This window comes from Alteromonas sp. KUL42 (assembly GCF_006538325.1).
Lineage (GTDB): Bacteria > Pseudomonadota > Gammaproteobacteria > Enterobacterales > Alteromonadaceae > Alteromonas.
Genome location: NZ_BJKK01000019.1, coordinates 53116 through 78853, shown reverse-complemented (window position 1 = coordinate 78853; position 25738 = coordinate 53116). Strand labels below are relative to the sequence as shown.

Annotated in this window: 18 protein-coding genes and 3 pseudogenes; 8 read left to right on the top strand and 13 right to left on the bottom strand. The window is 42.3% G+C overall.

Annotated elements, in window-relative coordinates:
- The first annotated feature begins 9 nt into the window (after positions 1 to 9).
- Positions 10 to 873, top strand: coding sequence for a YicC/YloC family endoribonuclease (locus EYR97_RS18770; protein ID WP_131095295.1), 864 nt, complete (start codon positions 10 to 12; stop codon positions 871 to 873).
- A 378-nt stretch (positions 874 to 1251) separates the two neighbouring features.
- Here EYR97_RS18770 and EYR97_RS18765 read toward each other — a convergent pair.
- Together EYR97_RS18765 and EYR97_RS22630 are read right to left on the bottom strand one after the other, a co-directional pair.
- Positions 1252 to 1401: pseudogene (locus EYR97_RS18765) on the bottom strand (type II toxin-antitoxin system HipA family toxin); the annotation flags it as partial.
- Positions 1398 to 1508: pseudogene (locus EYR97_RS22630) on the bottom strand (transcriptional regulator); the annotation flags it as partial. The pseudogenes EYR97_RS18765 and EYR97_RS22630, both read right to left, overlap by 4 nt.
- A gap of 98 nt (positions 1509 to 1606) precedes the next feature.
- Between EYR97_RS22630 and EYR97_RS18755 the strand changes: the two are divergent.
- Positions 1607 to 2935 carry an ATP-binding protein gene (locus EYR97_RS18755; protein ID WP_131095292.1) on the top strand — a complete coding sequence of 443 codons (1329 nt, stop codon included), beginning with the start codon at positions 1607 to 1609 and terminating at the stop codon, positions 2933 to 2935.
- A 160-nt stretch (positions 2936 to 3095) separates the two neighbouring features.
- Here the strand turns inward: EYR97_RS18755 and EYR97_RS18750 are convergent, their stop codons facing one another.
- Positions 3096 to 4061 (bottom strand): MBL fold metallo-hydrolase, encoded by a 966-nt coding sequence (locus EYR97_RS18750; RefSeq protein WP_242635124.1) that lies wholly within the window; start codon positions 4059 to 4061, stop codon positions 3096 to 3098.
- 386 nt (positions 4062 to 4447) lie between these two features.
- Between EYR97_RS18750 and EYR97_RS18745 the strand changes: the two genes are divergently transcribed.
- Positions 4448 to 7294, top strand: a complete 2847-nt coding sequence (locus EYR97_RS18745; RefSeq protein ID WP_131095291.1) for an Ig domain-containing protein — start codon at positions 4448 to 4450, stop codon at positions 7292 to 7294.
- A 29-nt stretch (positions 7295 to 7323) separates the two neighbouring features.
- Here the strand turns inward: EYR97_RS18745 and EYR97_RS18740 are convergent, their stop codons facing one another.
- The 3 genes from EYR97_RS18740 to EYR97_RS18730 all read right to left on the bottom strand — a co-directional run bounded on the left by EYR97_RS18740 (position 7324) and on the right by EYR97_RS18730 (position 13582).
- The gene (locus EYR97_RS18740) at positions 7324 to 8865 is read right to left on the bottom strand and encodes a tryptophan halogenase family protein (RefSeq protein ID WP_131095290.1); all 1542 of its coding nucleotides are present in this window, start codon (positions 8863 to 8865) and stop codon (positions 7324 to 7326) included.
- A complete protein-coding gene (locus EYR97_RS18735; RefSeq protein ID WP_131095289.1) occupies positions 8843 to 10444 on the bottom strand; it encodes a tryptophan halogenase family protein in 1602 nt (533 codons plus the stop codon). Before EYR97_RS18735 ends, EYR97_RS18740 begins: the two co-directional genes overlap by 23 nt.
- A 123-nt stretch (positions 10445 to 10567) precedes the next feature.
- Positions 10568 to 13582, bottom strand: coding sequence for a TonB-dependent receptor (locus EYR97_RS18730; RefSeq protein WP_131095288.1), 3015 nt, complete (start codon positions 13580 to 13582; stop codon positions 10568 to 10570).
- Between the two features lie 432 nt (positions 13583 to 14014).
- Here EYR97_RS18730 and EYR97_RS18725 point away from each other — a divergent pair.
- The 4 genes and pseudogenes from EYR97_RS18725 to EYR97_RS18710 all read left to right on the top strand — a co-directional run bounded on the left by EYR97_RS18725 (position 14015) and on the right by EYR97_RS18710 (position 18555).
- A pseudogene (locus EYR97_RS18725) lies at positions 14015 to 15362 on the top strand (GH1 family beta-glucosidase).
- 15 nt (positions 15363 to 15377) lie between these two features.
- Positions 15378 to 16946: an MFS transporter gene (locus tag EYR97_RS18720; RefSeq protein ID WP_131095287.1), complete on the top strand. Its 1569-nt coding sequence runs from the start codon at positions 15378 to 15380 to the stop codon at positions 16944 to 16946.
- Between the two features lie 49 nt (positions 16947 to 16995).
- Positions 16996 to 17997 carry a LacI family DNA-binding transcriptional regulator gene (locus EYR97_RS18715; RefSeq protein ID WP_131095286.1) on the top strand — a complete coding sequence of 334 codons (1002 nt, stop codon included), beginning with the start codon at positions 16996 to 16998 and terminating at the stop codon, positions 17995 to 17997.
- Between the two features lie 84 nt (positions 17998 to 18081).
- Entirely contained in the window at positions 18082 to 18555 is a 474-nt protein-coding gene (locus EYR97_RS18710; RefSeq protein WP_131095285.1) for a nuclear transport factor 2 family protein, read from the top strand.
- Positions 18556 to 18622: 67 nt separating this feature from the next.
- On the opposite strand, the gene EYR97_RS18705 is transcribed toward EYR97_RS18710, so the two are convergent.
- From EYR97_RS18705 to EYR97_RS18695, 3 genes are all read right to left on the bottom strand, one after another.
- Positions 18623 to 19252, bottom strand: coding sequence for an OmpA family protein (locus EYR97_RS18705; RefSeq protein WP_131095284.1), 630 nt, complete (start codon positions 19250 to 19252; stop codon positions 18623 to 18625).
- Between the two features lie 364 nt (positions 19253 to 19616).
- Positions 19617 to 20816, bottom strand: a complete 1200-nt coding sequence (locus EYR97_RS18700; protein WP_131095283.1) for an HD-GYP domain-containing protein — start codon at positions 20814 to 20816, stop codon at positions 19617 to 19619.
- Between the two features lie 95 nt (positions 20817 to 20911).
- On the bottom strand, positions 20912 to 21250 hold the full coding sequence (locus tag EYR97_RS18695) for an MGMT family protein (RefSeq protein WP_131095282.1): 339 nt from the start codon (positions 21248 to 21250) through the stop codon (positions 20912 to 20914).
- Positions 21251 to 21297: 47 nt separating this feature from the next.
- On the opposite strand from EYR97_RS18695, the gene EYR97_RS18690 reads away from it, so the two are divergent.
- Positions 21298 to 21879, top strand: coding sequence for a tRNA-uridine aminocarboxypropyltransferase (locus EYR97_RS18690; protein WP_131095281.1), 582 nt, complete (start codon positions 21298 to 21300; stop codon positions 21877 to 21879).
- A gap of 12 nt (positions 21880 to 21891) precedes the next feature.
- Here the strand turns inward: EYR97_RS18690 and EYR97_RS18685 are convergent, their stop codons facing one another.
- The 4 genes from EYR97_RS18685 to atpD form a co-directional block, all read right to left on the bottom strand.
- Positions 21892 to 22491 (bottom strand): glutathione S-transferase family protein, encoded by a 600-nt coding sequence (locus tag EYR97_RS18685; RefSeq protein WP_131095280.1) that lies wholly within the window; start codon positions 22489 to 22491, stop codon positions 21892 to 21894.
- A gap of 190 nt (positions 22492 to 22681) precedes the next feature.
- Positions 22682 to 23668, bottom strand: coding sequence for a hypothetical protein (locus EYR97_RS18680; RefSeq protein WP_131095279.1), 987 nt, complete (start codon positions 23666 to 23668; stop codon positions 22682 to 22684).
- A 200-nt stretch (positions 23669 to 23868) separates the two neighbouring features.
- Positions 23869 to 24282 carry a F0F1 ATP synthase subunit epsilon gene (locus tag EYR97_RS18675; protein ID WP_131095278.1) on the bottom strand — a complete coding sequence of 138 codons (414 nt, stop codon included), beginning with the start codon at positions 24280 to 24282 and terminating at the stop codon, positions 23869 to 23871.
- A 60-nt stretch (positions 24283 to 24342) separates the two neighbouring features.
- Entirely contained in the window at positions 24343 to 25728 is a 1386-nt protein-coding gene (gene atpD / locus EYR97_RS18670) for a F0F1 ATP synthase subunit beta (protein ID WP_131095277.1), read from the bottom strand.
- Between the last annotated feature and the right edge of the window lie 10 nt (positions 25729 to 25738).

Here is a 25738-nt window from a genome sequence, read left to right as displayed (position 1 = left end):
AGGATATTTATGATTTACAGCATGACAGCGTTTGCCCGCGTAGAGACCAAAAAAGACTGGGGTTCTGCCGTATGGGAAATTCGTTCGGTTAACCAACGCTTTTTAGAAACCTACTTTCGCTTACCCGAGCAATTTCGTTCGTTAGAGCCAGTACTACGTGAGCGCTTTCGAAAAAAACTGGCACGCGGAAAAGTAGAATGTGCCCTGCGCTTTACGGCCAATGACGCTGCTGTAACAAAACTTAGCCTAAATGAAGCACTGGCAAAACAAGTGCTACATGCTGCCGATTGGGTACAATCGCACGGGCAATCTACTGGAGTAAACCCATTAGATGTATTGCGCTGGCCTGGTGTTATTGCCGCAGAAGAAGCGGATATGGACGCCATTCACGCTGATGTGATGGCCGCGTTTGACCAAGCACTGAACGACTTTATCAGCGCTCGTGCTTCAGAGGGTGAAGCACTAAAAGGCATGATTACTCAGCGTTTAGACGCCATAGAAGTAGAAGTAGAAAAAGTAACAGCGCGCATGCCTGAAATTATGGTGTGGCAACGGGAAAAAGTACAAGCACGCTTCGAAGAAGCCAAAATAGAGCTTGATGCCGGTCGCTTCGAACAAGAGATGATTATGCTTGCACAAAAAGTGGACGTGGCTGAAGAATTAGATCGCCTTAACACTCACGTAGCTGAAACCCGTAATATTTTGAAAAAGGGCGGGGCAGTAGGCCGTCGTTTAGACTTCATGATGCAAGAGTTTAATCGTGAGTCGAATACATTGGGTTCAAAATCTATCAGCACTGACATTACCCAATCAGCCGTTGAGCTTAAAGTGTTGATAGAGCAAATGCGCGAGCAGATCCAGAATATTGAGTAGTTTTTTACCCGTCTAAGAATGTCTTAAAAGCCCTGTTATTTTGCTTGTAAATACAGGGCTTTTTTATTTTTCCCGTCCGAGTCACCAATCATTGCTTGAGATAACCATAGTGCCCCAAGTTATTAATGCAGTGTGGGCAGGGTTAATGAGTGACTAAGCGACGTTAACTAAGGCTTACCCAAACTACCCCAAAAGCCCAAGGAATGACGTACTACATGGAATTTTTCTGCTCGAAACTCGGTTTCGGTTAGTCGTGTGGATTGAGTGTTGATTTGTCGAGTGTATCGACACACAAGAAAGTCATGTCGAAAAAGCAGTAAAAAATCGACACATCAAATTGATATGTCGATATAAGCTGTAAATTTAAACATGACCTAGCAAGCGATAGACTGAGGTCAAAAATGCTTTATCGTAGGCAAAACTAAACACGCCGCCTCGGCTTGAATCGCTGTAAGATAGCAGCCCAATTAGCAAAGGCGTTTCAATTGGCTGCCAGTCAGCATGGACTTCGACAATTTCACGGCTCATTTTGAACCTTCCAGCAATTTTATGTTTTGCAGCTTGATACCGACTTCATTATTAGCGGCCATGTCTGCAAAGTTGCTTTCCATGCCAAGCACAACCAACACTTTTACGCGCATAAAAATGTAAAATTACACACTCTTCTGCGCGTAAAAGTGTAGAGTGAGCTATACTACAGGCAGTTAACAGTCTTAATTTGCGGGAAATGACAATGCTGCGCAACTTACTAAACGCCCTAATAGCATGGAAAAACCAACCTGTGCGCAAGCCATTATTAATTGACGGCGCAAGGCAAACAGGTAAAACCTATCTGCTGCAAGAGTTGTTTGGGAATACCTTTGCCAACATCCTTCGTATCGACTTCCTTGAAAACCCAGCTTACAAAGAGGCGTTCGATGGCTCGTTGTCACCTGACGAGCTAGTAATGAACATTGAGTTGCTAACCAACCAAGCGTTCAATCCAGAAACCGACTTGCTGATATTAGATGAAATTGGCGAATGTGAACGAGCCGTTACTTCGCTTAAGTATTTTGCCGAAAAAGCGCCGTCCTATTTTGTCGCAGCCAGCGGTTCTAACATTGGTTTGCTCAATACCTTCCCTGTAGGCAAGGTAGAGCAATACAATTTACGACCACTGACCTTCCAAGAGTTTATTTACGCATCCAACGAGCAAGCACTGATCAAAGCATTTGATAGTCAAGCAAGCACACCGGCGGTGCACACTAAATTGATGGATAAACTAACCGACTACTTTTTTACCGGTGGTATGCCGGAAGCCGTTTCTGCTTGGTATCAGTATAAGGATTCAAGCATTCTAGAGCGGATTGAAAAGGTCACAAAAATTCATTCCGACTTAGTTGAAGGTTATCGCCGCGATTTCGGTAAGTATGCAAGCAAGGTCGATGCCGCACTGATTGAATCTGTGTTTAATAGTATTCCAGCCCAGCTATCACTTGTCAGCGATGAGTCGGTTAAACGCTTTAAATTTAAGTATGTGCATGAGCGTAAATCTCGTTATAGCGATTTTGAAACAGCGATCCATTGGCTTAACTGCTGCCGCTTAGCTTTGCCAAACTACCCAATTGAAGGATTGCCGAAATCTCCGTTGGCGGCCTATAAAAAAGAAAATATGGTGAAACTATTTCTATTTGATGTGGGACTGCTCAATCATATGCTGGGCAACAGTTATAAAGAGATTAAGCAACAAAACTATGAGCTTTCTGTTTATAACTACAGGGGCTATGTGGCTGAAAACTTTGTGCAACAAGAGCTCACTGCTATTGGCGTTGACCCAAGCTATTCATGGAGTGACGCCCGCGCCGAAATCGAATTTATTTTGGCAACCGATGAAGGCGATATCGTCCCTGTTGAAGTCAAAAGTGGTAAACGTACAAGAGCAAAATCGTTGGCATCCTACGTTGATAAATGTACTCCAAGTAAAACCTTTAAGTTAACGGGTACACAAGGCTCTTCAGCGTTAGAACAAACCCATATCGTGATGCCTTTGTATTTCACGCAGTATTTGCCTCAGAGATGGTAAAGGCGCGTTGCTTAGCCCCGAGATCTACACAAAGTTACCTTTGGGGTAACAATTTACAGACCTGATGCCAACCATTGACCCTCAGCCTTATCTCTCTTGGTTACCATAATATCCATATCGAGCTTATTTCTATTAAAATGGACACCATAATGCCCATTTTCTAGAAAACCAGCGATTGACCTTGCTCGGCAAGTGTAAAGGTAAAGCCTAAACGGTTTGCTTCGTTAAGCTCTCGTTTTATGGTTACACGAGGGTCTTCACCTGCTTTCAGGCTGTATTTAATATGGCTTATTACAATGTTCATGTTGGTGAGTTGTGCTTTGTTTTCCACCATGGCATGAAAACGCGTGAGCTCTTGCATTAACCATTTTGGTGTAAGATGGCCAAAAAGTAAGTTGTCAGGTTGCTTGTTTGGAAATGAAACTTCAATCACCATCCCTCGCAAAACCTTGCTCTTCATTTGCTGGGCAAGATATTCCCAAATAGCGTTCAGCTTACCTTGTTTTTCTACATCGTCTGGGCCTGTGTCACCAAAGTAAACAAACATGTCATTATTACTTTCTATAACAAAGGCCGTAGATTCCAAAGGATGGCTTAAACTAAACGCAGTAACAGTTAAATTTGTATTTTGAATAGGCGTTTGCTGCTGTGGTGTTAAATCAACGACCTTGTATTTGTTGAGTTTGGGTTCAATACCTCTGTCGGTAAAGTTAGCCCACGCTAGCCAGTTAAAATACGTCTCGCTCATGGTGCTATTTACAGACTTAAGCGCATAAATAGGTTTGCTATTGTCAGCAGGCGAGGCCACAAGTAGCCCACCTACATGGTCAAGATGCCCATGACTGATCAGGTACGCTTTAACATGGTTGTGCAATACGTTTCCGTTAGCGCGCAAGTTTGAGTCTGGCGTAGTCGTTAACCCAGTAAAGGCATAGGCAGCAAGCGCTACATCAATGCCATTTACCAATGTACCGGCATCTAGGGCAACGAAATTTTCGTCCTCTACGCTACGCAATAAAAACGCGCTCAAATTGCCGTCTTTTATGCCGCCAGTATCGCCTAAGGTTATTAATTCAAACGCAGGTTTCGTGTGAAGTTTATTGATGTTAGTGGGCCCGCTACTCATATTAACCGTTGAGGAGGCAGCAGTATTTACCAATGCAGTGTTTTCACACCCACTTAGTGCCATCAACACCAACACCAACACTATATTTAAGTATTTCAATATCTTATTCGCTTAAGAAAAATGCTCGCCTTTATTTCTAGTAGCAACTCTTGGTTAAAAGCTAACGTGAATAAAGCAAGTATGAAAAGGAAGAATGTTGGCTAACACAATACTACTAATGTGCTAGTGAAATCCACATGCTAGTAGCGAACAAATATGGTCACAGAGTAGGCATGCTCCACAAATGGCTATTTGATTATTACTTACACCAATAATACACTGGCGCTCGGAGCTTTTTGTCGCTGAATATAGCGACGAAATTATTGTAATTATAAAAGGGACTTTGCATGCGCTTTCTATTACTTTTCATAAGTACCTTCTTTGCGTTGTCTGTATTAGCAGAAGACATTTACAGTATCGACAAAGAGTATATCGCACCGAATAACTCACTTAGCACTAGGCTAGCCATTGACAACGAGAGAGGTTATGTCTATGCCTTGAACTCCGATACCAGTTTAGAAGGGAGCGTAATATTCTTTTATAAACGATCGGAAAGTGGCGACTACTTGTTTCAAAAACGAATCATTCCAACTGAACCTATTAGTGGGGCAGGCTTAGAAATAATTGACAACCAGCTGATAGCATTTGAATCTAACGAAGTGCACTACTATCAAATAGAAGCAAATGGCAATTTATCCTATTTAAAAACAGAAAATATTACTTCGGAAGTTGGGTACAGTGGTTTCACGAAGGTTACCGCTAAACTTGCTAATCAAAGTTATCTCGCTGTAACAAACACTAACGCTTACCTTTTCACCATTGACACCGATACAAGCTCGTTCAACCTATTGAGTAGAATTCAGATTACAGCCTCCGATAATATCAGTGCTTATTTTGACGACGTCTCCCAATCGTTTTTTATACCTTTAATCAGTGGCTTAACCTATCAGTTTAAACAATATAGCGTTGCAAATGACACTATAAGTGAATTACAGACGTTTAGTTACCGTTTCCCCGATACGTTTGATTATTATAACGAAGGTTCTATCTACTTTTTTCAATATGATCATGTCAGTCAGCAAATTTTTGCTCGAAATGATCAACGGGCATTCCTTTTCCAATTGAACCTAGATAACGCATCCATGGGTTTGGTTTTTAACGAAGACAAAAGCAACTTTATGCTCAGAGGATCGGCAAATTTTAATAGTTATCATTTTGCCAGTAATGGAAGTAGGTTATTCGTTGGGCAGTTCGACTGGCAAACACAACAACTTAACTACACTGAAGTTAGCCATGGTTTAGAATATGCCCGCTATAGATTCATATCAGCAAACCTAGTAGTTGGCACTTCATCCGTAAGCGGTAAAGCAGAACTATTTAATTTTGATAGCGGCGTATTATCCAAACGCAATGAACGTTTCACATCATCACTTAATGCTTTCTTCCCTAAAAAGTTAATTGATAGTTACCTTGACAGGGCCACTGGTACTTTTTTGATTTTAGGCGGTGTAGAAAACCTCGGTGGTGGTGATATTCGTCTATACAATTGGCATTATTCTGAGGCTGATAATGAACTTAATCCTGTAGATTCAATTCTAGTTTTGGGCGAAGAAGAGCAAACGAATACGGTTAATTACGATATCATTGGGCAAATCGCCAACCGGTACTATGTTCTTGTTCGTTCAAATCGTGATTTGTCCAGTAGGCTTTTCGTTTTTGAATTAGTAGATAGTCAACTTCAAAAAATTCAAGAATACGCCTTTTCGTCTTGGATCAATTTATTACCTTATGCGTCTGTTGTCATCGATTCAGAAACCATCATGTTTCGTGAATTCACTACTGATATTGAGCCTTTGGGCTATATGCTCTGTAAACTGTCGACTAATGGCACCATACAGAATTGCGAATCAAAGCAGTTGTTAGATGGGCTGGTTCTAGGTCAATCAAGTAACAATTTTGACATAGTAAAATTAGAGAACTCAAATAACCTCTTCATGCGGCCCGATAGGGTCTCTTCTGAATCAACTTCTGCAGCCTCAACGCTTTGGGTTTTGGAGTATGATGCCACAGAAAACATGCTGCTTGAAAAGCAGTCCATTGAGCTACCACCAATGACTCAAGGTAGTGTTTATCAAATAAACTCATTATTCACTTTTGATGACGGCAATAAGCTATATATACGGACTAACCGTCCACAGTTTTATGAACGGAATCCTGCAGACGGTAGCTGGATAGAGGTCGAATCAGAAAGTTACATTACCAATGCCCCTAACCCCATGTTCACGAGTCAGAAAAACTATGCCATTTCTGAAAGTGGTAGATCTATTGTGATGGATTTGGAAAAACTGGGTATCTACAATTCACAGCAAACCCGTAATGCGGGAAGTTCTGAATCAATTTATCAAGTCACTGATAATGATAAGGTACTCATACTGACCGTAGATACACAAACCAGTTTTTTAGTTACGTCATTGAATAACATGACACCTACTGTCTACAAAGAAAGAAGCGATGATTTAGAAGATGTTGAGGCACTACAGGATGTACCGCTTACCATAGATGTTGGCTCTCTTTTTATAAACCCTAGCTTTGATGAGATTGATATTTCTGTAAACGGAATAGATCCATTATCGCCTGATGACGCTAAGTTTCAATGGGATGGTAAGGTTCTTACCATTTTGCTAGGTAACGAGGATATGTTTTATAACGAATATGATCTCACACCAGCAAACGATATCAGAATAGCTATCCATTATAATAACCGCACTATTGACCGGTTTATGGTAACGCCTATCAATGTTAACGACGCACCAGCATTAATTGATGATATAGAAACGCAATATCTTAAAGCGGGTGAGTCTTATGTTGGACACCTTTTAGAAGTGGTTAAAGATCCAGACCGAGAATCGATAACATTTAGTTACGATAACTTACCTAGTGGTTTGTCGGGGACCCCTTCTGGTGAGATTCAAGGCAGCATAAATAGGTCAGGTACTTATGTGGTTTCAGTTACCGCAAGTGATGATGAAGGTGCCAGCCTTCAATTTAGCTTTACTATAGTAGTAACTGCTGATGGCACGCCCCCAACTGAACAAAATTCATCCAGCGGAGGTGGCGGTAGCCTGCCATTCTATTTACTATTTTTACTGCTGAGTGTTGCGATACATAGGCGCTACCCACATAACAAAATTTAAAGACCAGAACTTAACGCTATGTCGCAGTATTACCCCAAATACTGCGACAAAAAAGCGTGGTGTGAAGGTAGTGAATTTACGCGCTGTGTTACTTGTTGCTTTAGGCCAGCCATAAACTGTTTTAACGCCTCTTCGCTCATTTCATCGGCTACTTTATGGTACTGCTTTGGCATTAAGCCTTGGCCCATTAATACTTGTGTCCATGAATCAACACGGAAAATATCACCGTCATCTAGGAACACTCGCCCCGTTTCTTCAAATAAACGTAATTTGTGTGTAAGGGATTGTGGAATGTCCATGCGTTGGCATTGCTGCCAGAACGGGCTGTCAGTGCGATTAGTTACCTTGTAATGCATCACAATAAAATCGAGGATCGCATCCATCTCACTGGCAAATTTGGTGTTGTACTCATCAATAGCACTTTGCGTAACGCCGTCAAAAGGAAATAGGCGCATTAGGCGTACTAAACCTGTCATAATAAGGTGAATACTGGTCGACTCTAACGGCTCTATAAAACCACTGGCCAACCCAAGTGCCACACAGTTTTTATTCCAACCCATGCGGCGCTTGCCCGGCGTAAAACGAATGACTCGCGGCGTATTAATAGGGTTGCCTGTCACCTGTGATTTCAGTGTGTCTATGGCTTCATCATCACTCATATAACGGCTGCAATATACCAAACCATTACCCATGCGTTGCTGTAAGGGGATCTGCCAACGCCAACCGGCGTGGTTCGCCACACTCTTGGTGTAAGGTAATGGCGCATCAGTTAGTTCTGTTTGCATGGCAACGGCGCGATCGCACATCAAATAATGCTGCCAGTTGTCGTATCCGGTATGAAGGGTTTCTTCAATCAACAGCCCTTTAAAGCCTGTACAATCTATAAAGAAATCACCGCTTATGTGAGTGTTATCAGTAAGGCGTAGTGCTGTGATATTGCCACTTGTTGGGCATTGTTCCACTTGTTTGATATCACCTTCAATATGAGTAACACCCGCCTGTATAGCGAGTTGTTTTAAAAAGCGTCCGTAGGCTACTGCATCGAAATGGTAAGCAAAGTTAAGCGGCATGGCATCTGATGTGGCAAATTTACCTTGCTTAGCAGCAATAAGCTCAGGGCAGTAGTCACCAAAATCGTCGGCAAACCCGTACTCTTTTGCACGTAACCAAAAATGGTGAAATTCACCTGCCCAGCACTCTCGCCCAGTAATACCAAAAGAGTGAATATAGCTGTGGTCACTTTCTCGCCAGTTCTGAAATTCAATGCCTAACTTGAACGTTGCTTGCGACGCCTTCATAAAGGCTTTCTCATCAATACCCAACAATTTATGAAAAGTGCGAATTGGCGGAATGGTAGCTTCACCTACACCCACTATGCCAATGTCTTTCGACTCTACCAGTGTTACCGATATTGACTTACCTAATAGACGAGACAACGCAGTGGCCGCCATCCAACCAGCCGTGCCACCACCGGCTATAACAACCTTCTTAACCGATTTACTTGCGCCTTCATTGGAATTTGCAAAGCGACTTGGCTTCGCGTGAGTATTATCTAAATCCAATGAGGTCATGGGTTTGTTCCTTGTTTTTACTAGCGATAATTTGTGACAACAAGTCTCTATTGGTTGGCAGGCCTTGAAGATAAGCCGTTTTAGTTTGCTGCATTTTTTGTCTAATATCTTGTGCCTTTTGCGCACTACTTCTCGTTATTTGTAGTGCCGAGGGTAGGGTTTGAAACTCCATGCCATACAGCACATATTGATAGCTTGCTGACGGGAAGATTTCCTCGTTTTCAATTAGATCTAATCGCGACGGGCTTTGAAAACGCCATACATCTAACAGTTGCGCCAGTGAATCGGGTATGGTGCTACTATCTCGCTGCGCTAGCCAATAGGGAGTGTTATTGTTACTTAGTACATAATGTAATTTTAAGAAGTCGATTACGCGCTGCCAGCGATAATGAAAGCGGCGGTTGTACCTTTCTTCAACCCATTTCATATGAGTGAAGTTTTGCGGAAAGGCGTCACACAACATACGAATACCAAGTTCAACCATTGCAATTGCCGAAGCTTCAAGTGGCTCTATAAACCCCGAAGACATTCCCAAGCTCAAACAATTTTTTACCCAAAACTGCTCTCGATAACCTGGAGTAAACCTAATGCTTCGCACGTCAAGCTCTCTAACGTGCTCTTTTGGTAAACGCTTTGACACATGAGCAAGTAGCGTTTCCTCGGCCTGTTGCTGTGTTGTGAAGTGATCGGAATAAACAAGCCCCACACCCCGCCTGTGTTGCAGGCCAATATCCCATGTCCACCCGCAACTCTGCGCTGTAGCAATGGTTGCGCTACTAATCACATCATCGTTGTTTGCATAGGGGGCTTGTACGGCAATTGCGCGGTTATTCAGCATAATGTCTTCTATGGAATGCCAAGGTACGTTGTAATGCTTGTCGATTAAAATACCTTGGCTACCTGAACAGTCGATAAAGAGGTCGCCGTTTATTTGTATCCCATCTTCAGTTGTTACACTTGCGATATAACCCTCACTATCATTATTAACCGAAGTGATATGTGCTTGCTTGTACACAACATTAAGCTTTTCAGTACAGTGAGCGTGCAGCAAGGTCGCTAGTGCTGTGGCATCAAAGTGATAGCCATAGTTGAGTACATGAGCATAGTCTGGAGTTGATACCTGCTTAGGCGCTTTGTTAGCCTCGCACATAGCCGCTTGAAGTGAAAAGGCGTTTTCATACTTTTCGTTACTTGCGAACGCTTGCCAACAGCTGTGAATATCAAGCTCATTGTAGCCAACGGGAACGGTAAAAGGGTGGTGATAAACGTGTTCTTGTTGAAGAGAATTTGTTTGCTCGGGCTTTCGCCAATTAACGAAGGTAGAGCCTTGTTTGAATGACGCTTTACAGGCAGTAAGAAAGTGCTTTTCCTCTATGCCGATGTCTATTAGCGTGTCGCGTAATGAAGGCCAAGAACCTTCCCCTACACCTATAGAAGATACAGAAGGAGATTCAATTAACGTAATTTGGAATGTTGATTTTAGCTTAGATGCCAACACACCCGCAGCCAACCAGCCCGCAGAACCACCACCTACTACGACAATGTGCTTAACACTGCGCTCTTCATTCAACTGCGTCATCACTATTCAGTATATTGTCTCTTTTGTGTTTCGATTTTGGCAAAAAAACCCGCTAACGCGCAACCTAAACACGCTAGCGGGAATCACCCTACTTTTTATAATTTGTCGAAAACATTCGACTCATTAAAAAGTGTATCGCGCGCTAAGCGCATAACGAGCACCGTATTCATCAAGATTCCATAACATCGCACTGGTTCTGCCATGTCTGCGGATATTTTCTTCGGTTATGTTAATCCCCTCTAGGGCAACGGTTAAGTCTTCGGTTACATCATACGAAACGCTAAAGTCAATTTGTGAATACGCTTCAGTATATCCAGGCTCGTTAATATACTGTGATGTAGTATCAAGGAACTTGTCGCGCCAGTTATAAGCTATACGAGCTTGCAAAGCATCTTTTTCGTACATCAAAATTAGGTTAGCGGTATCACTTAAGCCGACTAAAGCAAACTGTGTGAGAGACGGATTGGCGTTGTTATCAAAGCCAATGTCACCTGTAACCGTTGTATAGTTCGCTTGCACACCAAAGCCAGTGTCGCCAAAGAAGTGCTGGGCAGCTAATTCAAAACCATAGATATTCGCTGCTTTGTTATTAACCGGTTTAGAGTTAATAAAAGTGAGTAGTGGATCATCACTGTTCGGCAACACGTCGAACTGCTGTTCGAACTGCTCGTCGGTTAGTGAATCAAAATCGATTCCATTTTCGATTGCCGCAACCATGTTAAATAGCGTTGTATCACTAACTGGTATTCCGCGTGCTTCAAGTTCAGCACGGGCTTCTATCGCTCTTGGTCCGTTAGTTACGTCACGTAAGCCGAAAATACTTTCTTCTACCTGCTCGTCTCCAATAAAGTTTTTCACGCGCTTGTCGTAAAAACCAACTGAAACATAGCTAGTTTCATCAAAGTAGTACTCGAACGACAAATCTAAGTTGTCAGATTCAAGTGGTATAAGTGCAGGGTTACCCGAACTTGCCGTTGCCGTTATATCACTGCGTATAAGTGTTGGACCACTTTGAGGAGAAACGGTTGATGCTGCACTAAGTCGCTGATAGGTTGGGCGAGCAATGGTTTTACTATACGAGAAACGAGCAATCACGTTCTCAACCAACTCAATATCAAAATCTAGTGCTGGAAGTACATGGTCGTAGCTTGTTTTAACTTCCACATCTTCCATTTCACTGCCAAAACGTACGTTAAAGTCGTTATTACCTTCCCATGCTATGCCACTTGGCAAGCTGATATTGGCAATAGACGTCACGTCGGTATTTTCATAGCGCACACCGGTTAATAGGTTGTACGGCATACCATTGAGCTCACCAGATAAGTCAAACTCAAAATAAACAGCGGTAATGTCTTCTTCAATAGTACGGTTTGTTGCAAATGGGTTGTTGGCAACAAGGTCAAAGCCATATTGTTGCGCAGCAAACGCACCAATTTGTGCAACGCTGCCAGTAAAGCCTTGAGAGAACATACCCGCAGTATTGAAATCGCTAAATTCACTGGCAAGATCTAATGGTGTTAACGACCCAGCAGGTAATTCACCTGGGTTTTCTATACCCCAGTTGCCCATGGTGTGACGCGTTAACGACTGCAATGAAGTGCTTTCCATTGCGCGAGATTCAATACCAAAGTTGATGCTGCCTGTATCTAGGGTATAAGTACCATCAAGGCGAGCTTGGGTAATTTCAGTATCTTGTGATGAAAAGTTCATATCAAGAATAGAAGTACCAACATCGTCTTGATCTAACACGCCATTGCCGTTTAAGTTGTCGCGCGCAACGTCATCAAAATCGACATACATGATGGGGAATTCACCGGTAAAGTCGACACCTTGGCCTCTTACAACGTTGGCACCCAAACCTAAGTTAGTCCATGTACCATAAGGTGCATCTGGGCGACCTTCTGCTGACGAGTTATGTAAATCAAACACTAAAGTAAGGTCGTCGTTTACATAATACTCAAGGTTCAAACCAATTGACTTGTTTTCGTTGACTTGATTGAGCTCTTGTAGCGCCAAACCTAAGTCACGTGGTAATAAATCACGTCTTTCTTGGGTAATGTGTACCGGCGTTTTTACTGTCTCATCATCAAACGTTAAATCAGTAAAATATCTGTCGTCCATCCAAATTGACTGTTCAGCACGTGCTTCGAAAAGATCCTGACGAGAGTACGTATAATCCAATGTCGCTTTCATCTTGTCATTAGGTGCGAATTGGAAGGTAAGTTGTGCGTTCGTTCTTTCACGCTCGCGATCAGCCATGTAATAACGCAAGTCTGACGGAATACCAAAAAGCTGCCCCATTGCAGGTGCATTGGTTAGCACAATAGGGTCGCCACTATTTGGGTTAGCTGGGTCTGGTGACTGTGGAATACTGCCGTCAAACTCATTTACACGCCACTGGTTAACGAAAGCACCTTGGGCCGCGCTGTCGCGCTGTTGAAATGAGCCGGTAAAAGTGACACCGAATGTGCGATCATCATTTAAGTAGTTCACAAAACCAGATACTTCTGGTGTCAGGTCATCACCAATACGGTTTGTTGTATCGTGCAATGCTTTGGCGCCTACACTTGCAGTAATTCCTTCTTTGGCTGCGTCAAAAGGTCTCGCTGTTCTAATATTGATTGACGCGCCAATACCGCCAGTAGCAATACTTGCTCTGCCGGTTTTATAAACCTCAACGGCACGAACACTTTCAGACGCCAAATCAGAAAAGTCGTAAGCACGAGAGTTGGCAACACCACCGCCACCCGGTAATGCTGAACCAGGCATAGTACGCCCGTTCAAAGTAACCATATTGTAGTCTGGACCAAAACCCCTAGCGGTAACTTGGTTTCCTTCACCGTTGTTACGGTTAATCGAAATACCCGTTATACGCTGAAGTGATTCCGCTAAGTTTGTGTCGGGAAACTTGCCAATATCTTCTGCTGAAATTGCGTCTACAACGCCGGCTGAGTCTCGCTTTATTCCCATAGACTCTTGAACACTACTGCGAATACCAGAAACCTGAATTACTTCGATGTTATCTGTGCTTTCTGCGCTTTCTTGTGCATAGATTGGTGCGGCTAAACCAGCCCCAAGGATCACTGACAAGCTTGCTGCAATTTTGGTCTTGTGCGGTGTTTTTTGTGTCACAGTCATTCTCTCTTTCATTGTGCTTTTTAATGTGTGATTTCCCTAGCGCTCAAAGAAAGGGCTTTCTCAAAGAGATACAGCAACACCCATGCAAAGAAAGCGCTTTCTCAAAGTTAATCTAACAACGAGATAAGATCAACAGGTTTTTTACATATATTTTACAGAAGCGAGATGATGATGAAAAAAAGGAACCTTAAAATATAATAAAAACAATATAAATCATATTATTAAACACAAAAACTAGAGATATTAAAAATATAAGATTAAGAACAAAAAACCAATCAAATTTAACATATTTAGAATAAAAAATACCTTCTTGAAGAGAAAGCGCTTTCTCATTTTGTATTTATTGTGCTATAAAACTGCAACGAAAGAAAAAGGTCAGTTTCCATTTCTGCCTATTAGAACCCTACAAATAGCCAAGCAAAGGTTGATTTAATGAAAAGCATTACTCTGCCAAATAATAGTTCGCTCTTAAAAAAAGTCGTTTATTTTTGGAACCGCCACATCAAGTTTTCAAATAGAAGGGGATATCGAAAATAGACTTGAATGTATTTGGGATAGGTTCTGCCAACGAGAAGACGCTATAGCGGATGGTTCTAACGGCGATATTGCATGTGATCATATCAATAGATGGGAAGAAGACTTGGCAATATTGGTTGACTTAGGTGTTGATGCATACCGCTTTTCTATATCTTGGCCCCGTGTTATTGATGAAAATGGCGAATTAATTCAACGAGGCGTAGATTTTTACCTAACGCTCATCAATGCATTAAACGATAAAGGAATAAAGCCGTTCGTTACCCTCTATCATTGGGATCTACCACAGCATTTGGAGGAAAAAGGGGGATGGCTATTCCGCCAAACTGCGTATGAATTTGAAAACTATGTAGACAAGATAACCCAAGCGCTAGGAGAGCGTGTATTTTCTTATGCCACATTTAATGAGCCCTTTTGCAGTGCCTATTTGGGCTACGAAATAGGCGTTCACGCACCAGGAAGAGTAGGTCGTAGAAATGGAAGGACAGCTGCGCATCACATTCTTTTGGCTCATGGCTTGGGAATGAGGGTACTTAGACGCAATGTACCTAACTGTGAAGCAGGTATAGTACTCAATTTTACCCCTTGTTACCCAGCAACGGATAAGCAAAGCGATGTAGTTGCAACACAAAAAGCCGATGAATACATTAACTTGTGGTATCTTCAACCCGTAATAGAAGGCACTTACCCTTATGTTATCAAGGACTTGCCAAAAAAAGAACGTCCACCTATAGAAGATGGTGATTTAGAAATAATCTCACAACCAATTGATTTTTTAGGCATTAACTTCTATACCCGACTCCATTATTCTTCTCCGAAAAACAAAAACGAATTATATTACGAGCATATACACCAAGGCCCGCTCACTGACATTGGTTGGGAAATTTATCCTGAAGCACTTTATGATTTACTAACATCATTAAATAAACGTTACTCTTTGCCACCGATCTATATAACTGAGAATGGCGCAGCTATGGCTGACAAGCTTGTTGATAATGTCATTGCTGATGAGGACAGAATTGCGTACTACCACCATCATATTAACATGGTGGATAAAGCAGTAGAGGACGGCATTGAAGTGAATGGTTACTTCGCTTGGAGCCTCCTAGATAACTTTGAATGGGCAGAAGGCTACGAAAAGCGGTTTGGGCTGGTTTATGTCGACTTTGAGACACAAAAACGCACTTTAAAAGACAGCGCCAAAGCCTACAGGGCACTATTAGCAAGCCGACAAGAACAAAGATAACGTGGAGATACTCAAATGAAGTACTCACTAACATTACGTGAAAAAGTAGGTTACGGCTTAGGCGACGCAGCGGCAAATTTAGTATGGCGTGGAGCACTTGCTTACCTTGCTGTTTTCTACACTGACACGTTTGGCATTACGGCTGCGGCAGCAGCCATGCTATTTTTGGTTGTACGTTTATCCGATGGTGTAACAGACATTATCATGGGTATGATTGCCGACAGAACCCAAACCAAAATGGGTAAATTTAGGCCCTGGATATTAGGTTCAACGCCGTTTTTAGGGCTATTCATGATCTTGTGTTTCACGACTCCTGACTTATCATACACAGGAAAACTCGTTTACGCTTACCTTACTTACCTGGGTTTAACCCTTGCATACACTGTAAACAATGTACCTTATTCTGCCCTTATGGGGGTTATGACAAGCGATGATAAAGAACGTACTAGCTTGTCTGGCTATCGCTTCGCGGGCGCATTTTTAGGTGGATTATTAGTAATGGGCTGTCTGCCTATGCTAGTAGAACTATTGGGCGACGGGAAGCCAGCACTAGGTTATCAATACACCATGTGGCTATTTGCGCTTTTACTGGTGGTCCTTATGCTTATTACCGTATTCACCACAAAAGAGAGAGTTAACACAGAAATAGGCAAATCAAACGATGTATTAAACGCCAGCTCACCTTCACTTCTAAATGAACTGCGCGATTTAACTCGCCAATTGCCATTGATCTTGTTCCCGCTAGGTGCGATCACTGCGTTTTTCTATTATCGAAATGCGATTACCGGTGCTGTCTTCGTTGCGGTAATGCTGATTACTACCTTTGCGATAAGAAAACTCATTAAACGCCCAGCTAGCCAAAACAGCCGCGTTCAACAGGATGTAATTGACCTGCTCTCTAATAAGCCATGGTTGATTCTTTTGGGAATGGGTTTTTTAACCATGATGTTTAACGGGATAAAGTATGGCGTTATAGCCTATTACTTCAAATACTACATAGGCAATGAAATATTAACAGGCTACTTCTTTATTGCACTATTAGTGGTGTCTATTTTGGGCGCGTTAGCAACCCACAAATTAGCATCATATTTTGGTAGAAAACCACTGTTTATCATTGCCCTCATTGCCAGCAGCCTACTTACATCAGGTATATATTTTGTACCACAAGGAAATGCCACTAGCATATTCATATTAGGCTGTAGCGCCGAATTTTTTGCCGCCATTTTGCCCACATTATTCTTTTCTATGCTTGGCGATGCCGCCGATTATAGTGAATACAAAACCGGCAGAAGAGCCACAGGGCTGGTGTATTCGGCAGGGTCTTTTGTGCAAAAAACCGGTGGAGGATTTGCCGGTGCATTAGTATTATTGGTACTCGGTAGTTATGGCTACAATGGTTTGGATGCAAGTACTATTGCTGAAGCACTTCCTGGTATGAAATCGCTTATGAGTTGGATACCAGCGTGCTTTGGTCTAGTAGGGGCACTGTTAATTTATTTTTACCCTTTAGACGATAAGAAACAGCAAGAAGTTACACAGGCATTGCGTATGCGACGTGGCGAACCCGTGCCAATAACGGCATAATGCATAGTTGTATTATACATAGTGCCTAAACATTGCGAGGTTGTATTGCATGGCTACCATATACCAAGTTGCAGAGCGTGCTGGCGTCTCTTTATCAACAGTGTCTCGTGTACTTAATGGCAAGTCGACAGTTAACCAAGCACTTAAAGAGCGGGTAGAGCAGGCGGTAAAGGAACTTAATTACCGCCCTAACTCAGTTGCACGTTCGTTGGCAAACAGCCGAACCGATAGTATTGGTGTACTTGTACCAGAGCTTAACGCACCTTTCTTTGGTGATTTGATGCAAGCGGTAGAATCGACACTACGTGCGGCAGATAAGCATGTCATTATTACTGTTGGCAGAAATTGTTTGGCTACAGAAAAAGACGCCGTAGAATTCTTAATAAGCAGAAATTGCGACGCACTTATCATGCACGCTGAGGCGCTGTCGGATGAGTACCTTCTAGAAATAAACAACACCAAAATGCCAATTGCGTTAGTTAACCGCCAAATCGATGGTATTGCTGATGCTTGTACTACATTAAACAATGAACAAGGTGGATACCTTGCCACCCGCCATTTAATAGAACTTGGTCACAAGAACATAGCTTATATCTCAGGGCCTACCGAGAAAAACGATGCATCACAACGTTTGGCAGGGCATAAACGGGCTTTGGCTGAAGTGGGAATTCCTATCAGTACGCAACTGATTTATAACGGCGACTACCAAGAAGAAGACGGTAAAGCTGGCCTATTAGAATTACTTGCGCGGGATGTGCCATTCTCTGCGTTAGTATGCGCAAATGATTGGATGGCCTCTGGAGCAATTAGCTGCGCACGTGACTTAGGTATGAGTCTACCTCAAGACTTGTCTATTGTCGGTTTCGATGACGTAGTGTTTGCACACCATGTTTATCCCCGCCTAACAACGGTAAGTAACCCGATTTACGAAATGGCTGAAATGTCAGCTAACTACATTCTAAATAAAGTGTATGGTCAAAAGAAAATGGTCCAACGATTGTTTGAACCAACCTTGGTAATACGTGAATCAACCCTGAAATTTGAAGGCTAATCGTCTTAGCGATAAGCTTATAGCGATCAAGCCCGCTATTTGTTTCATGTGAAACATAAACCTATAAGAAAAAAGGGATTACTAATGAAAGCCGTATTTCTTTGTGCACTTTTTCTCGTACTCGTAAAACCGTGTTTTGCTGATGAAAATAGTAAAGCTGTTGACTTTGTTTTAAATGGTCTTCACCGACATGCCTCTGAGGCCAATTTCGACGCCTATTTCAATGTGTATCATGACGACGCTATATTCATCGGTACTGACGCATCTGAAGTGTGGACTAAAGATGCTTTTATGCAATACGCAAAGCCCCATTTCGATAAAGGTACTGGTTGGACGTATACACCCACGACACGACATGTTTATTTCTCACCAAATGAAGACGTGGCGTGGTTTGATGAACTACTTCACAATGAAAAGCTAGGGGAAACCCGTGGTACTGGCGTATTAGTAAAAGAAGGTAATACGTGGAAAGTAAGTCAATACCACTTAACCATACCAATCCCCAATAGCATTGCAAGCGATGTGGCGAAACAAATAAAAGCGCTTTCGCAAAAATAATAAAGCCACACTAAGGTGGCTTTCTATTCATATATTTAATTCTGTACTCAACAGTTAACCTACTACATTAGGTTAATGGCTGGATTTCCATTTCGACACGGCGGTTAATAGAACGGTTAGCCGCACTGTCATTGGGTACTTTAGGCGCATATTCACCCATACCAACAGTAGTAATGCGTGTTGGGTTCACTGAATAGTTCATCAGTAACGCCTTAACTGAGCCAGCGCGACGCTCAGATAATGTCTGGTTATACTGTTCTGAACCCGTGTCATCAGTATGACCTTTAATTAGCAAGACTGTCTTTTCGTAATTATTTACTACTTTGGCGACGTCTTGCAGCACAGGATTGAAATTAGGGCTGATAGTCGAACTATTTGTAGCAAAGGTAATATCACCGGGCATGATTAAGCGCAGGTTATCGCCTTCTCGCACAACTTGAACCCCTGAGTCAGAAAGCTCATTGCGAAGCTCTTCTTCCTGCTTGTCCATATAATTTCCAATCGCACCACCTGCAATAGCTCCGACAGCAGCTCCCCACGCATATCGACTTTTATCGTTATCACCAGTTGCTTTGCCTAATAATGCGCCGACAACCGCGCCAATTGCAGCACCTTTTTGTGTGTTGTTTGGGTTGTTTGCACAACCCGCTACTGTTAAAGAAGCAGCTATTAAACCTACAGCTAATGTCTTTTTCATAACATCCTCTTATTGCATTTTGCGAGCTTTTCACGCAGGTAGCGTCTGTATAACGCAGTTCCATACGTAGTATCAATTAATCTTGTTACACTAAATATTACGTCAGCAAAAATTATTCCATTGAGACAATTCAATTTTTGAAACGTTCGCGGTGTACGCCAATGCTCATTTGGCAACTTATGAAAAACCTAATATGTACTAACTTACAGTAACTTAGAGTGAATAGAGCCCATGTACCGCAGAACTAAACCCATATTACTCAGTAAAACCTGAATATAGGATTAACAAACAACGTATGAGAGTATGGGAATTGCTGCTCGAACACTCTGTAAATTGTACAGTGTGTTACTTTAAACAGACATTACTAGCCAATTGAAACTGAACGTTCAAAAAAAGCGTTAATGTCGATGTTGTACTCGGAGGCTATAACAGCTTTTGTAACAGTTACCGTTTTTTCTTGAGAAAGGTCCACGTCTTTTGGGGTTAGGTAATGCCCTTGCTTAACCGAATAGAACACCTTGACCACCGGCATAAATGGGGAATCATTTTGCTGTAATACCATAGCCAGCCTTTCATTCGATAGCATGACTAAGCTCCCCACGGGATAAACGCCCAAGCACTTTATGAATTGCTGGACGTAGTATTTGTCTAAGCGCACAGGTGATTCATTCATTAATACGGCAAAGGCTTTTTTGCTCGACATACCTGCTTTATATACCCTATCTGCTGTCAATGCATCGTACATATCAGCAACAGCAAGCATACGTCCTGCATTACTGATTTCATCACCTTTTCTTCCATAAGGATACCCGCGACCATCTAAACGCTCGTGGTGCTCTCCGATCGCTTGTATTAATGCTTCATCTAAGTCCGTTTCTTTAAGATGATCAACACCGTACTGCACATGCTTTTTCATGATTTCCATTTCACTAACTGTCAGTTTTCCTGGCTTGTGTAGAATCTCATCGGGTATCTTAATTTTCCCTAAATCATGAAGAAAACCAGCATATGATAGGTCTTGTACTTCTTCCTCTGACATACCTAAAAACTTAGCAAAATTAGCCAAAAGTATTGCTACGTTTAATGAGTGCTCTAATAGGTAGTCATCCTTTTCTCGTATTTGAGTAAGGCACAAAAGTGCATCTGGGTTTCTATCAACAGACTCGACTAACTTGTTAGAAAATTCTTTGGGTATACTGCCATCGAAGGGCATTTCTTTTTGCAAGTTCGTTTGCAGAATACGTTGGATTTCTTTACCCTGCGCATGAAGTTTTGAAGCTCTCGCTAACTCATTTTCAAGTGATACTTTTTTCACTTTTTCCGCGGGCGTAGTAACGGGCTCGGGCGCAGTTTTTTCTGCGGGAATATCTTCTTTGGTTTCAGGTGTGAAGGCTTTTTCTGTATCAATAGCTAGTGTTTTCACCCCTCGTTTTTTTAATACGTTAACCATTTCTATAGAAGATACTCGCCCTTGACTTTTTACTGACAAGTCACCTTTTTGTTCAACAATTTTATGAACAAACATACCTGGTTTTAATTCTTCTATAGTTATTGTTTTAATCATTTTTGTATTGTGCACTTCAACCAATATTAATAAAAAATAGCGCGTAGATAGCTAACTCTAAGCTAGTAAGACCTACACGATTATTGAACCAATGGTTAAAACTCCATCTCTAAAAGTATAGTGTGTAAATCAGGCTTCCAACCAAATTTCTTCATATTAATTTTGTTATTGCTCACGACAACACCTTCTTCTTGTAAACGTTGTCGCTGCTCGTGCGCTTTCTCACTTCCAGCGGGAAATGCTATTTTTCCGTCGGCCCTCACTACGCGGTGCCAATTGTGCTTCCCCTTAATTTCTCTCAAACACTTACCCATCATTCTTGCTCTACCAGGTAGGCCGCAATAGTCGGCTAACTGCCCATAGCTCACAACAACACCCACAGGTACAACACGTAACGTTTTCACCACGCGTTCATGTACGGTATGATCACTCATTATGTGTTACTGCCCTTTTTGCAATAATTTCACAAAGTATCTCTACTATGCGCGCTTACTGTGAACAATGCCACTATCCAATAAATACATGCGTCTGTAAGCATATCAAAAACATTTCAGTCCCTTTGAATGTCATTATCATTCAACACCCAAAAGAAGCCACTCACGCTAAGAATACCGCGCGGCTTGTGACTATGTGTATTCCTTCAGCATGTGTTGTTTTGTCAGATAATGCTGACGCCATGCACACACTTGCGCAATCTTCTTGTAAACAAACCACCGCGTTGATTTACCCAAGCGAAAACAGTACTGCGCTAGAAGACTTGCCTAGAACACAAAAACAACACTATAGAACACTAATTCTCATTGATGGCAGCTGGAAGCAAGCTTTCGGTATAGTAAAGCGATCTCCTTGGTTACAAACGTTACCGTCTTATCATTTTTCTAATGCAACACCTTCTCAATACGCCATTCGCCATACTTCATTACCCCATGCGCTTTCTACACTAGAGGCGGCGGCACATAGCATTTCATGTATCTGCCAACGTGATATGTCTGCACTCTACGACTTACAAACTGCTATGCAGGAACACTGGCAAGGACCGATATCTCATCGAAGAAAGACCTGAGTATTACCAGTACTAGCTTTCCATAGGAACAAACCCATTTTGCTCCCGTATTAAGCTAAGCCAATTCCGAACAGCAGGGTAGGCAGACAAATCAAAGCCTCCTTCATGCGCAACATGGGTGTATGCAAACAATGAAATATCGGCTAAAGACAATCTGTCGCCAAGTAGAAAAGGCGTTTGTTTTAGTTGTTGTTCCATAACAGCAAGTGCGCGGTAACCACCAGCTTGCTTAGATTCAAACTCTTGTTTTCTGTCTTCGGGCAAACCTAAATACACATTAATGTATCGGGCAACCGCGATATAGGGCTCGTGACTGTATTGTTCAAAGAACTGCCATTGCAAAAGCTTCGCATGAGAAAAAGAAGAGGATGGAATTAGTGGGGTGCTATCAGCCACATAGTGCATAATGGCATTTGATTCACTAAGCGTCCTGCCGTCATCTAACTCCAGTATAGGAATTTTACCGTTTGGAGACTTTTCTAGAAATGCCGCAGTTCTTGTCTCACCTTTCATAATATCGATATCAACCCACTCACAGTTCTTATCCAGTAAAGCCAGTAATAACTGAAGTTTGTAGCAATTACCTGAGCGTTTGTCGCCGTATATTCTCACAATGAAACCTAAAGTCTGAATTGTAGACAATTACCTTATCAGTGCTTTTCATTCTGAACAATATTATTCATCGTACTGAACCAGCCGTCGCTTTAGCTAGTTTAAGAAAGCTTACCACAACACTCTTTAGCAACACTTAATAAGACTATTTAAAAGGGAGTGGTTTATAGAAGGCACACACAGGTACGTACTAATGATAGAGGGGAAATTGAATTATCCATTCAATAATTATCAGTACTACCCAAGAGATTGGTATAAGTAAGACACACGCAGCCACTCTCGCTTTATCTTTTAGCGCAAATGCACTACGTGTAATCTGGGAAATTCGTTCTTTCTCGGTTTCCATACTCTCAAGAGAACTGCTTGATGCCGAAGTTATGTTCTTGGCATATTGTTTAATGCCTTTGTTAATATCTTCTTCTAAGTGCTCAAGCGCCAGTTGTTGTTCAGTAATTAGAAGACCTCTCAATTTGAAAACTGGAAGAAATAGATACAGAGCAACTACGCCCGTAAAGAATGTGACGACGAGAACATCAATAGAAGGGATATCCTTTTTAAGCCAAAAAATGGGGAATATCGCTAACGCCCCCATCGCAAAAATGCTATTAGTAGTGCCTAATTTGAGTATCGTCATAATCGACTTTAATCTATCACTGTCACTAACAGCGCTGGGTAAAACATTTTTGGTTAGGTAATTAATGTTAGATGAAATCTGAAACAAGAATAAGAATATGAGAAACCAAAATGGCACAGCAGTAGCGGTAAGAAACAACACGTGAACTTCTTGCTTCGTCGCAATTAAACCTTCAATGACGCAATAAACAACCGTTACCATAATAGAGATTATCATGGCATTAAAAATATGATGTTTAAATTGCGCAGAGAGCTGCTGACGGTGCGCAGTAAATTGACTTAACTGATTGGCCTTTACCAGCAACGAAATAAGTGTACTAGCTACATTTTGATGCATAAGACGCAAAGCAAACCAGAAATAACCTGTTATAACTGACATACCTACAGCCGAATTAAAATCTCGCTGAGCTCGTATATCGCCAACATCCGGCCATGTAAGCGCACCTGTAAAGTAGTGCACTGACAATAATATCAATGTGGTAAGTAGTGGGAGAAATCCAACAGCAGCACCTTTGTGCATATTGGAATAGGCATTAAACGTCATTATTCTCTTCGTTTACGCAATGACTGAGGCGCATCAAATCGTAAAGCTGAATCGTCATCGTTGTTTCAAACTGCCTAACCATAAGCTATTAGATGGTTAATAAGCAATACTATTAAACGTAAGAAGATGTGAATGAGTGTTTTTCGCACTTAAAATAAAAAACCCGCTGAAAGGCGGGTTTTTTCAAATTAGCTGCTCGCTTATTTACGTAACTTCTGAATAAGACGAAGTTGCGCAATTGCTTCGGCAAGCTCAAGAGCTGCTTCTGCATAATTAAAGTCAGCGCCTGGGTTGGCGATGTGCTCTTCAGCACGTCGTTTGGCTTCTTCTGCCGCCTGCTCGTCAAGATCTTCAGCTCGAACCGCAGTATCAGCAAGAACGGTGACGTTACCAGGTTGTACTTCTAGTACACCACCAGCAACATAGATCATTTCTTCTTCACCGTGCTGTTTAACCAAACGCACCATACCAGGTTTAATAGCAGAGATAAGTGGCGCATGGCCTGGGTGAATACCCAGTTCACCTTCGCTACCTGTAACTTGAATCGATTCAACGCGACCTGAGAAGATTTGCTTCTCTGCGCTTACTACGTCCAAATGTACTGTCATTGCCATGTGAACCTCCTGATTAGGTACGTTAGCATGATGGAAGGCTAGCTAGTGCTAGCCCTTTCATTATGCTTTCTTGGCTTTCTCTAGCGCTTCGTCAATTGAACCAACCATGTAGAAGGCTTGCTCTGGAAGGTGATCATACTCACCGTCTAGAATGCCTTTAAAGCCACTGATTGTATCTTTAAGCGCAACGTATTTACCTGGCGCACCAGTAAATACTTCTGCTACGAAGAACGGCTGAGAAAGGAAACGCTGAATTTTACGAGCACGTGATACCACTTGCTTGTCTTCTTCAGACAATTCATCCATACCTAGGATCGCGATGATGTCTTTAAGTTCTTTATAACGCTGAAGAACTGTCTGTACACCACGAGCTACGTCATAGTGCTCTTGACCAATTACTAGAGGGTCAAGCTGACGAGACGTTGAATCTAGAGGGTCTACCGCAGGGTAGATACCAAGAGACGCGATATCACGAGAAAGTACAACTGTTGCATCTAAGTGAGCAAACGTTGTAGCAGGTGATGGGTCAGTCAAGTCATCCGCAGGTACGTATACCGCTTGGATTGAAGTGATTGAACCAGTCTTCGTTGACGTAATACGTTCCTGAAGTACACCCATTTCTTCTGCAAGTGTTGGCTGATAACCTACCGCAGATGGCATACGACCTAGAAGTGCAGATACTTCAGTACCCGCTAGCGTGTAACGATAGATGTTATCTACGAAAAATAGTACATCACGACCTTCGTCACGGAACTTCTCAGCCATTGTTAGACCAGTAAGAGCAACACGTAGACGGTTGCCCGGTGGCTCGTTCATCTGACCGTAAACAAGCGATACTTTATCAAGTACGTTTGAGTCGTTCATTTCATGATAGAAGTCGTTACCTTCACGAGTACGCTCACCAACACCAGCGAATACAGAGAAACCACTGTGTTCGATAGCGATGTTACGGATAAGCTCCATCATGTTTACTGTTTTACCTACACCGGCACCACCGAATAGACCAACTTTACCACCTTTAGCAAACGGGCATACCAAGTCGATTACTTTGATACCTGTTTCTAGTAGTTCTACTGAGCTAGACTGATCTTCGTAGCTTGGCGCTTCACGGTGAATAGACATACGCTCTTCTTCACCAATTGGGCCCGCTTCGTCGATTGGGTTGCCCAATACGTCCATGATACGACCTAGTGTCTTCGTACCAACTGGAACCATGATTGGGTTACCGGTATTTTCTACTGCAAGACCACGTTGTAGTCCGTCTGTAGTACCTAGTGCGATGCCGCGAACAACACCGCCACCTAATTGCTGTTGCACTTCCAGGGTTAGACCTGACAAGTCACCTTGGGTAACTCGTAGTGCGTCATAAACTCTTGGTACCGCATCTTGTGGAAACTCAATGTCCACAACGGCGCCAATGATTTGGACGACCTTACCTTGACTCATAATTTGTCCT

Excerpts from the sequence above, each read along its gene's own strand:
- EYR97_RS18770 (WP_131095295.1), top strand. The coding sequence starts at position 10 with ATGATTTACAGCATGACAGCGTTTGCCCGCGTAGAGACCAAAAAAGAC.
- EYR97_RS18755 (WP_131095292.1), top strand. The coding sequence starts at position 1,607 with ATGCTGCGCAACTTACTAAACGCCCTAATAGCATGGAAAAACCAACCT.
- EYR97_RS18750 (WP_242635124.1), bottom strand. The coding sequence starts at position 4,061 with ATGAGTAGCGGGCCCACTAACATCAATAAACTTCACACGAAACCTGCG.
- EYR97_RS18745 (WP_131095291.1), top strand. The coding sequence starts at position 4,448 with ATGCGCTTTCTATTACTTTTCATAAGTACCTTCTTTGCGTTGTCTGTA.
- EYR97_RS18740 (WP_131095290.1), bottom strand. The coding sequence starts at position 8,865 with ATGACCTCATTGGATTTAGATAATACTCACGCGAAGCCAAGTCGCTTT.
- EYR97_RS18735 (WP_131095289.1), bottom strand. The coding sequence starts at position 10,444 with ATGACGCAGTTGAATGAAGAGCGCAGTGTTAAGCACATTGTCGTAGTA.
- EYR97_RS18730 (WP_131095288.1), bottom strand. The coding sequence starts at position 13,582 with ATGACTGTGACACAAAAAACACCGCACAAGACCAAAATTGCAGCAAGC.
- EYR97_RS18720 (WP_131095287.1), top strand. The coding sequence starts at position 15,378 with ATGAAGTACTCACTAACATTACGTGAAAAAGTAGGTTACGGCTTAGGC.
- EYR97_RS18715 (WP_131095286.1), top strand. The coding sequence starts at position 16,996 with ATGGCTACCATATACCAAGTTGCAGAGCGTGCTGGCGTCTCTTTATCA.
- EYR97_RS18710 (WP_131095285.1), top strand. The coding sequence starts at position 18,082 with ATGAAAGCCGTATTTCTTTGTGCACTTTTTCTCGTACTCGTAAAACCG.
- EYR97_RS18705 (WP_131095284.1), bottom strand. The coding sequence starts at position 19,252 with ATGAAAAAGACATTAGCTGTAGGTTTAATAGCTGCTTCTTTAACAGTA.
- EYR97_RS18700 (WP_131095283.1), bottom strand. The coding sequence starts at position 20,816 with ATGATTAAAACAATAACTATAGAAGAATTAAAACCAGGTATGTTTGTT.
- EYR97_RS18695 (WP_131095282.1), bottom strand. The coding sequence starts at position 21,250 with ATGAGTGATCATACCGTACATGAACGCGTGGTGAAAACGTTACGTGTT.
- EYR97_RS18690 (WP_131095281.1), top strand. The coding sequence starts at position 21,298 with ATGCGCGCTTACTGTGAACAATGCCACTATCCAATAAATACATGCGTC.
- EYR97_RS18680 (WP_131095279.1), bottom strand. The coding sequence starts at position 23,668 with ATGACGTTTAATGCCTATTCCAATATGCACAAAGGTGCTGCTGTTGGA.
- EYR97_RS18675 (WP_131095278.1), bottom strand. The coding sequence starts at position 24,282 with ATGGCAATGACAGTACATTTGGACGTAGTAAGCGCAGAGAAGCAAATC.
- atpD (WP_131095277.1), bottom strand. The coding sequence starts at position 25,728 with ATGAGTCAAGGTAAGGTCGTCCAAATCATTGGCGCCGTTGTGGACATT.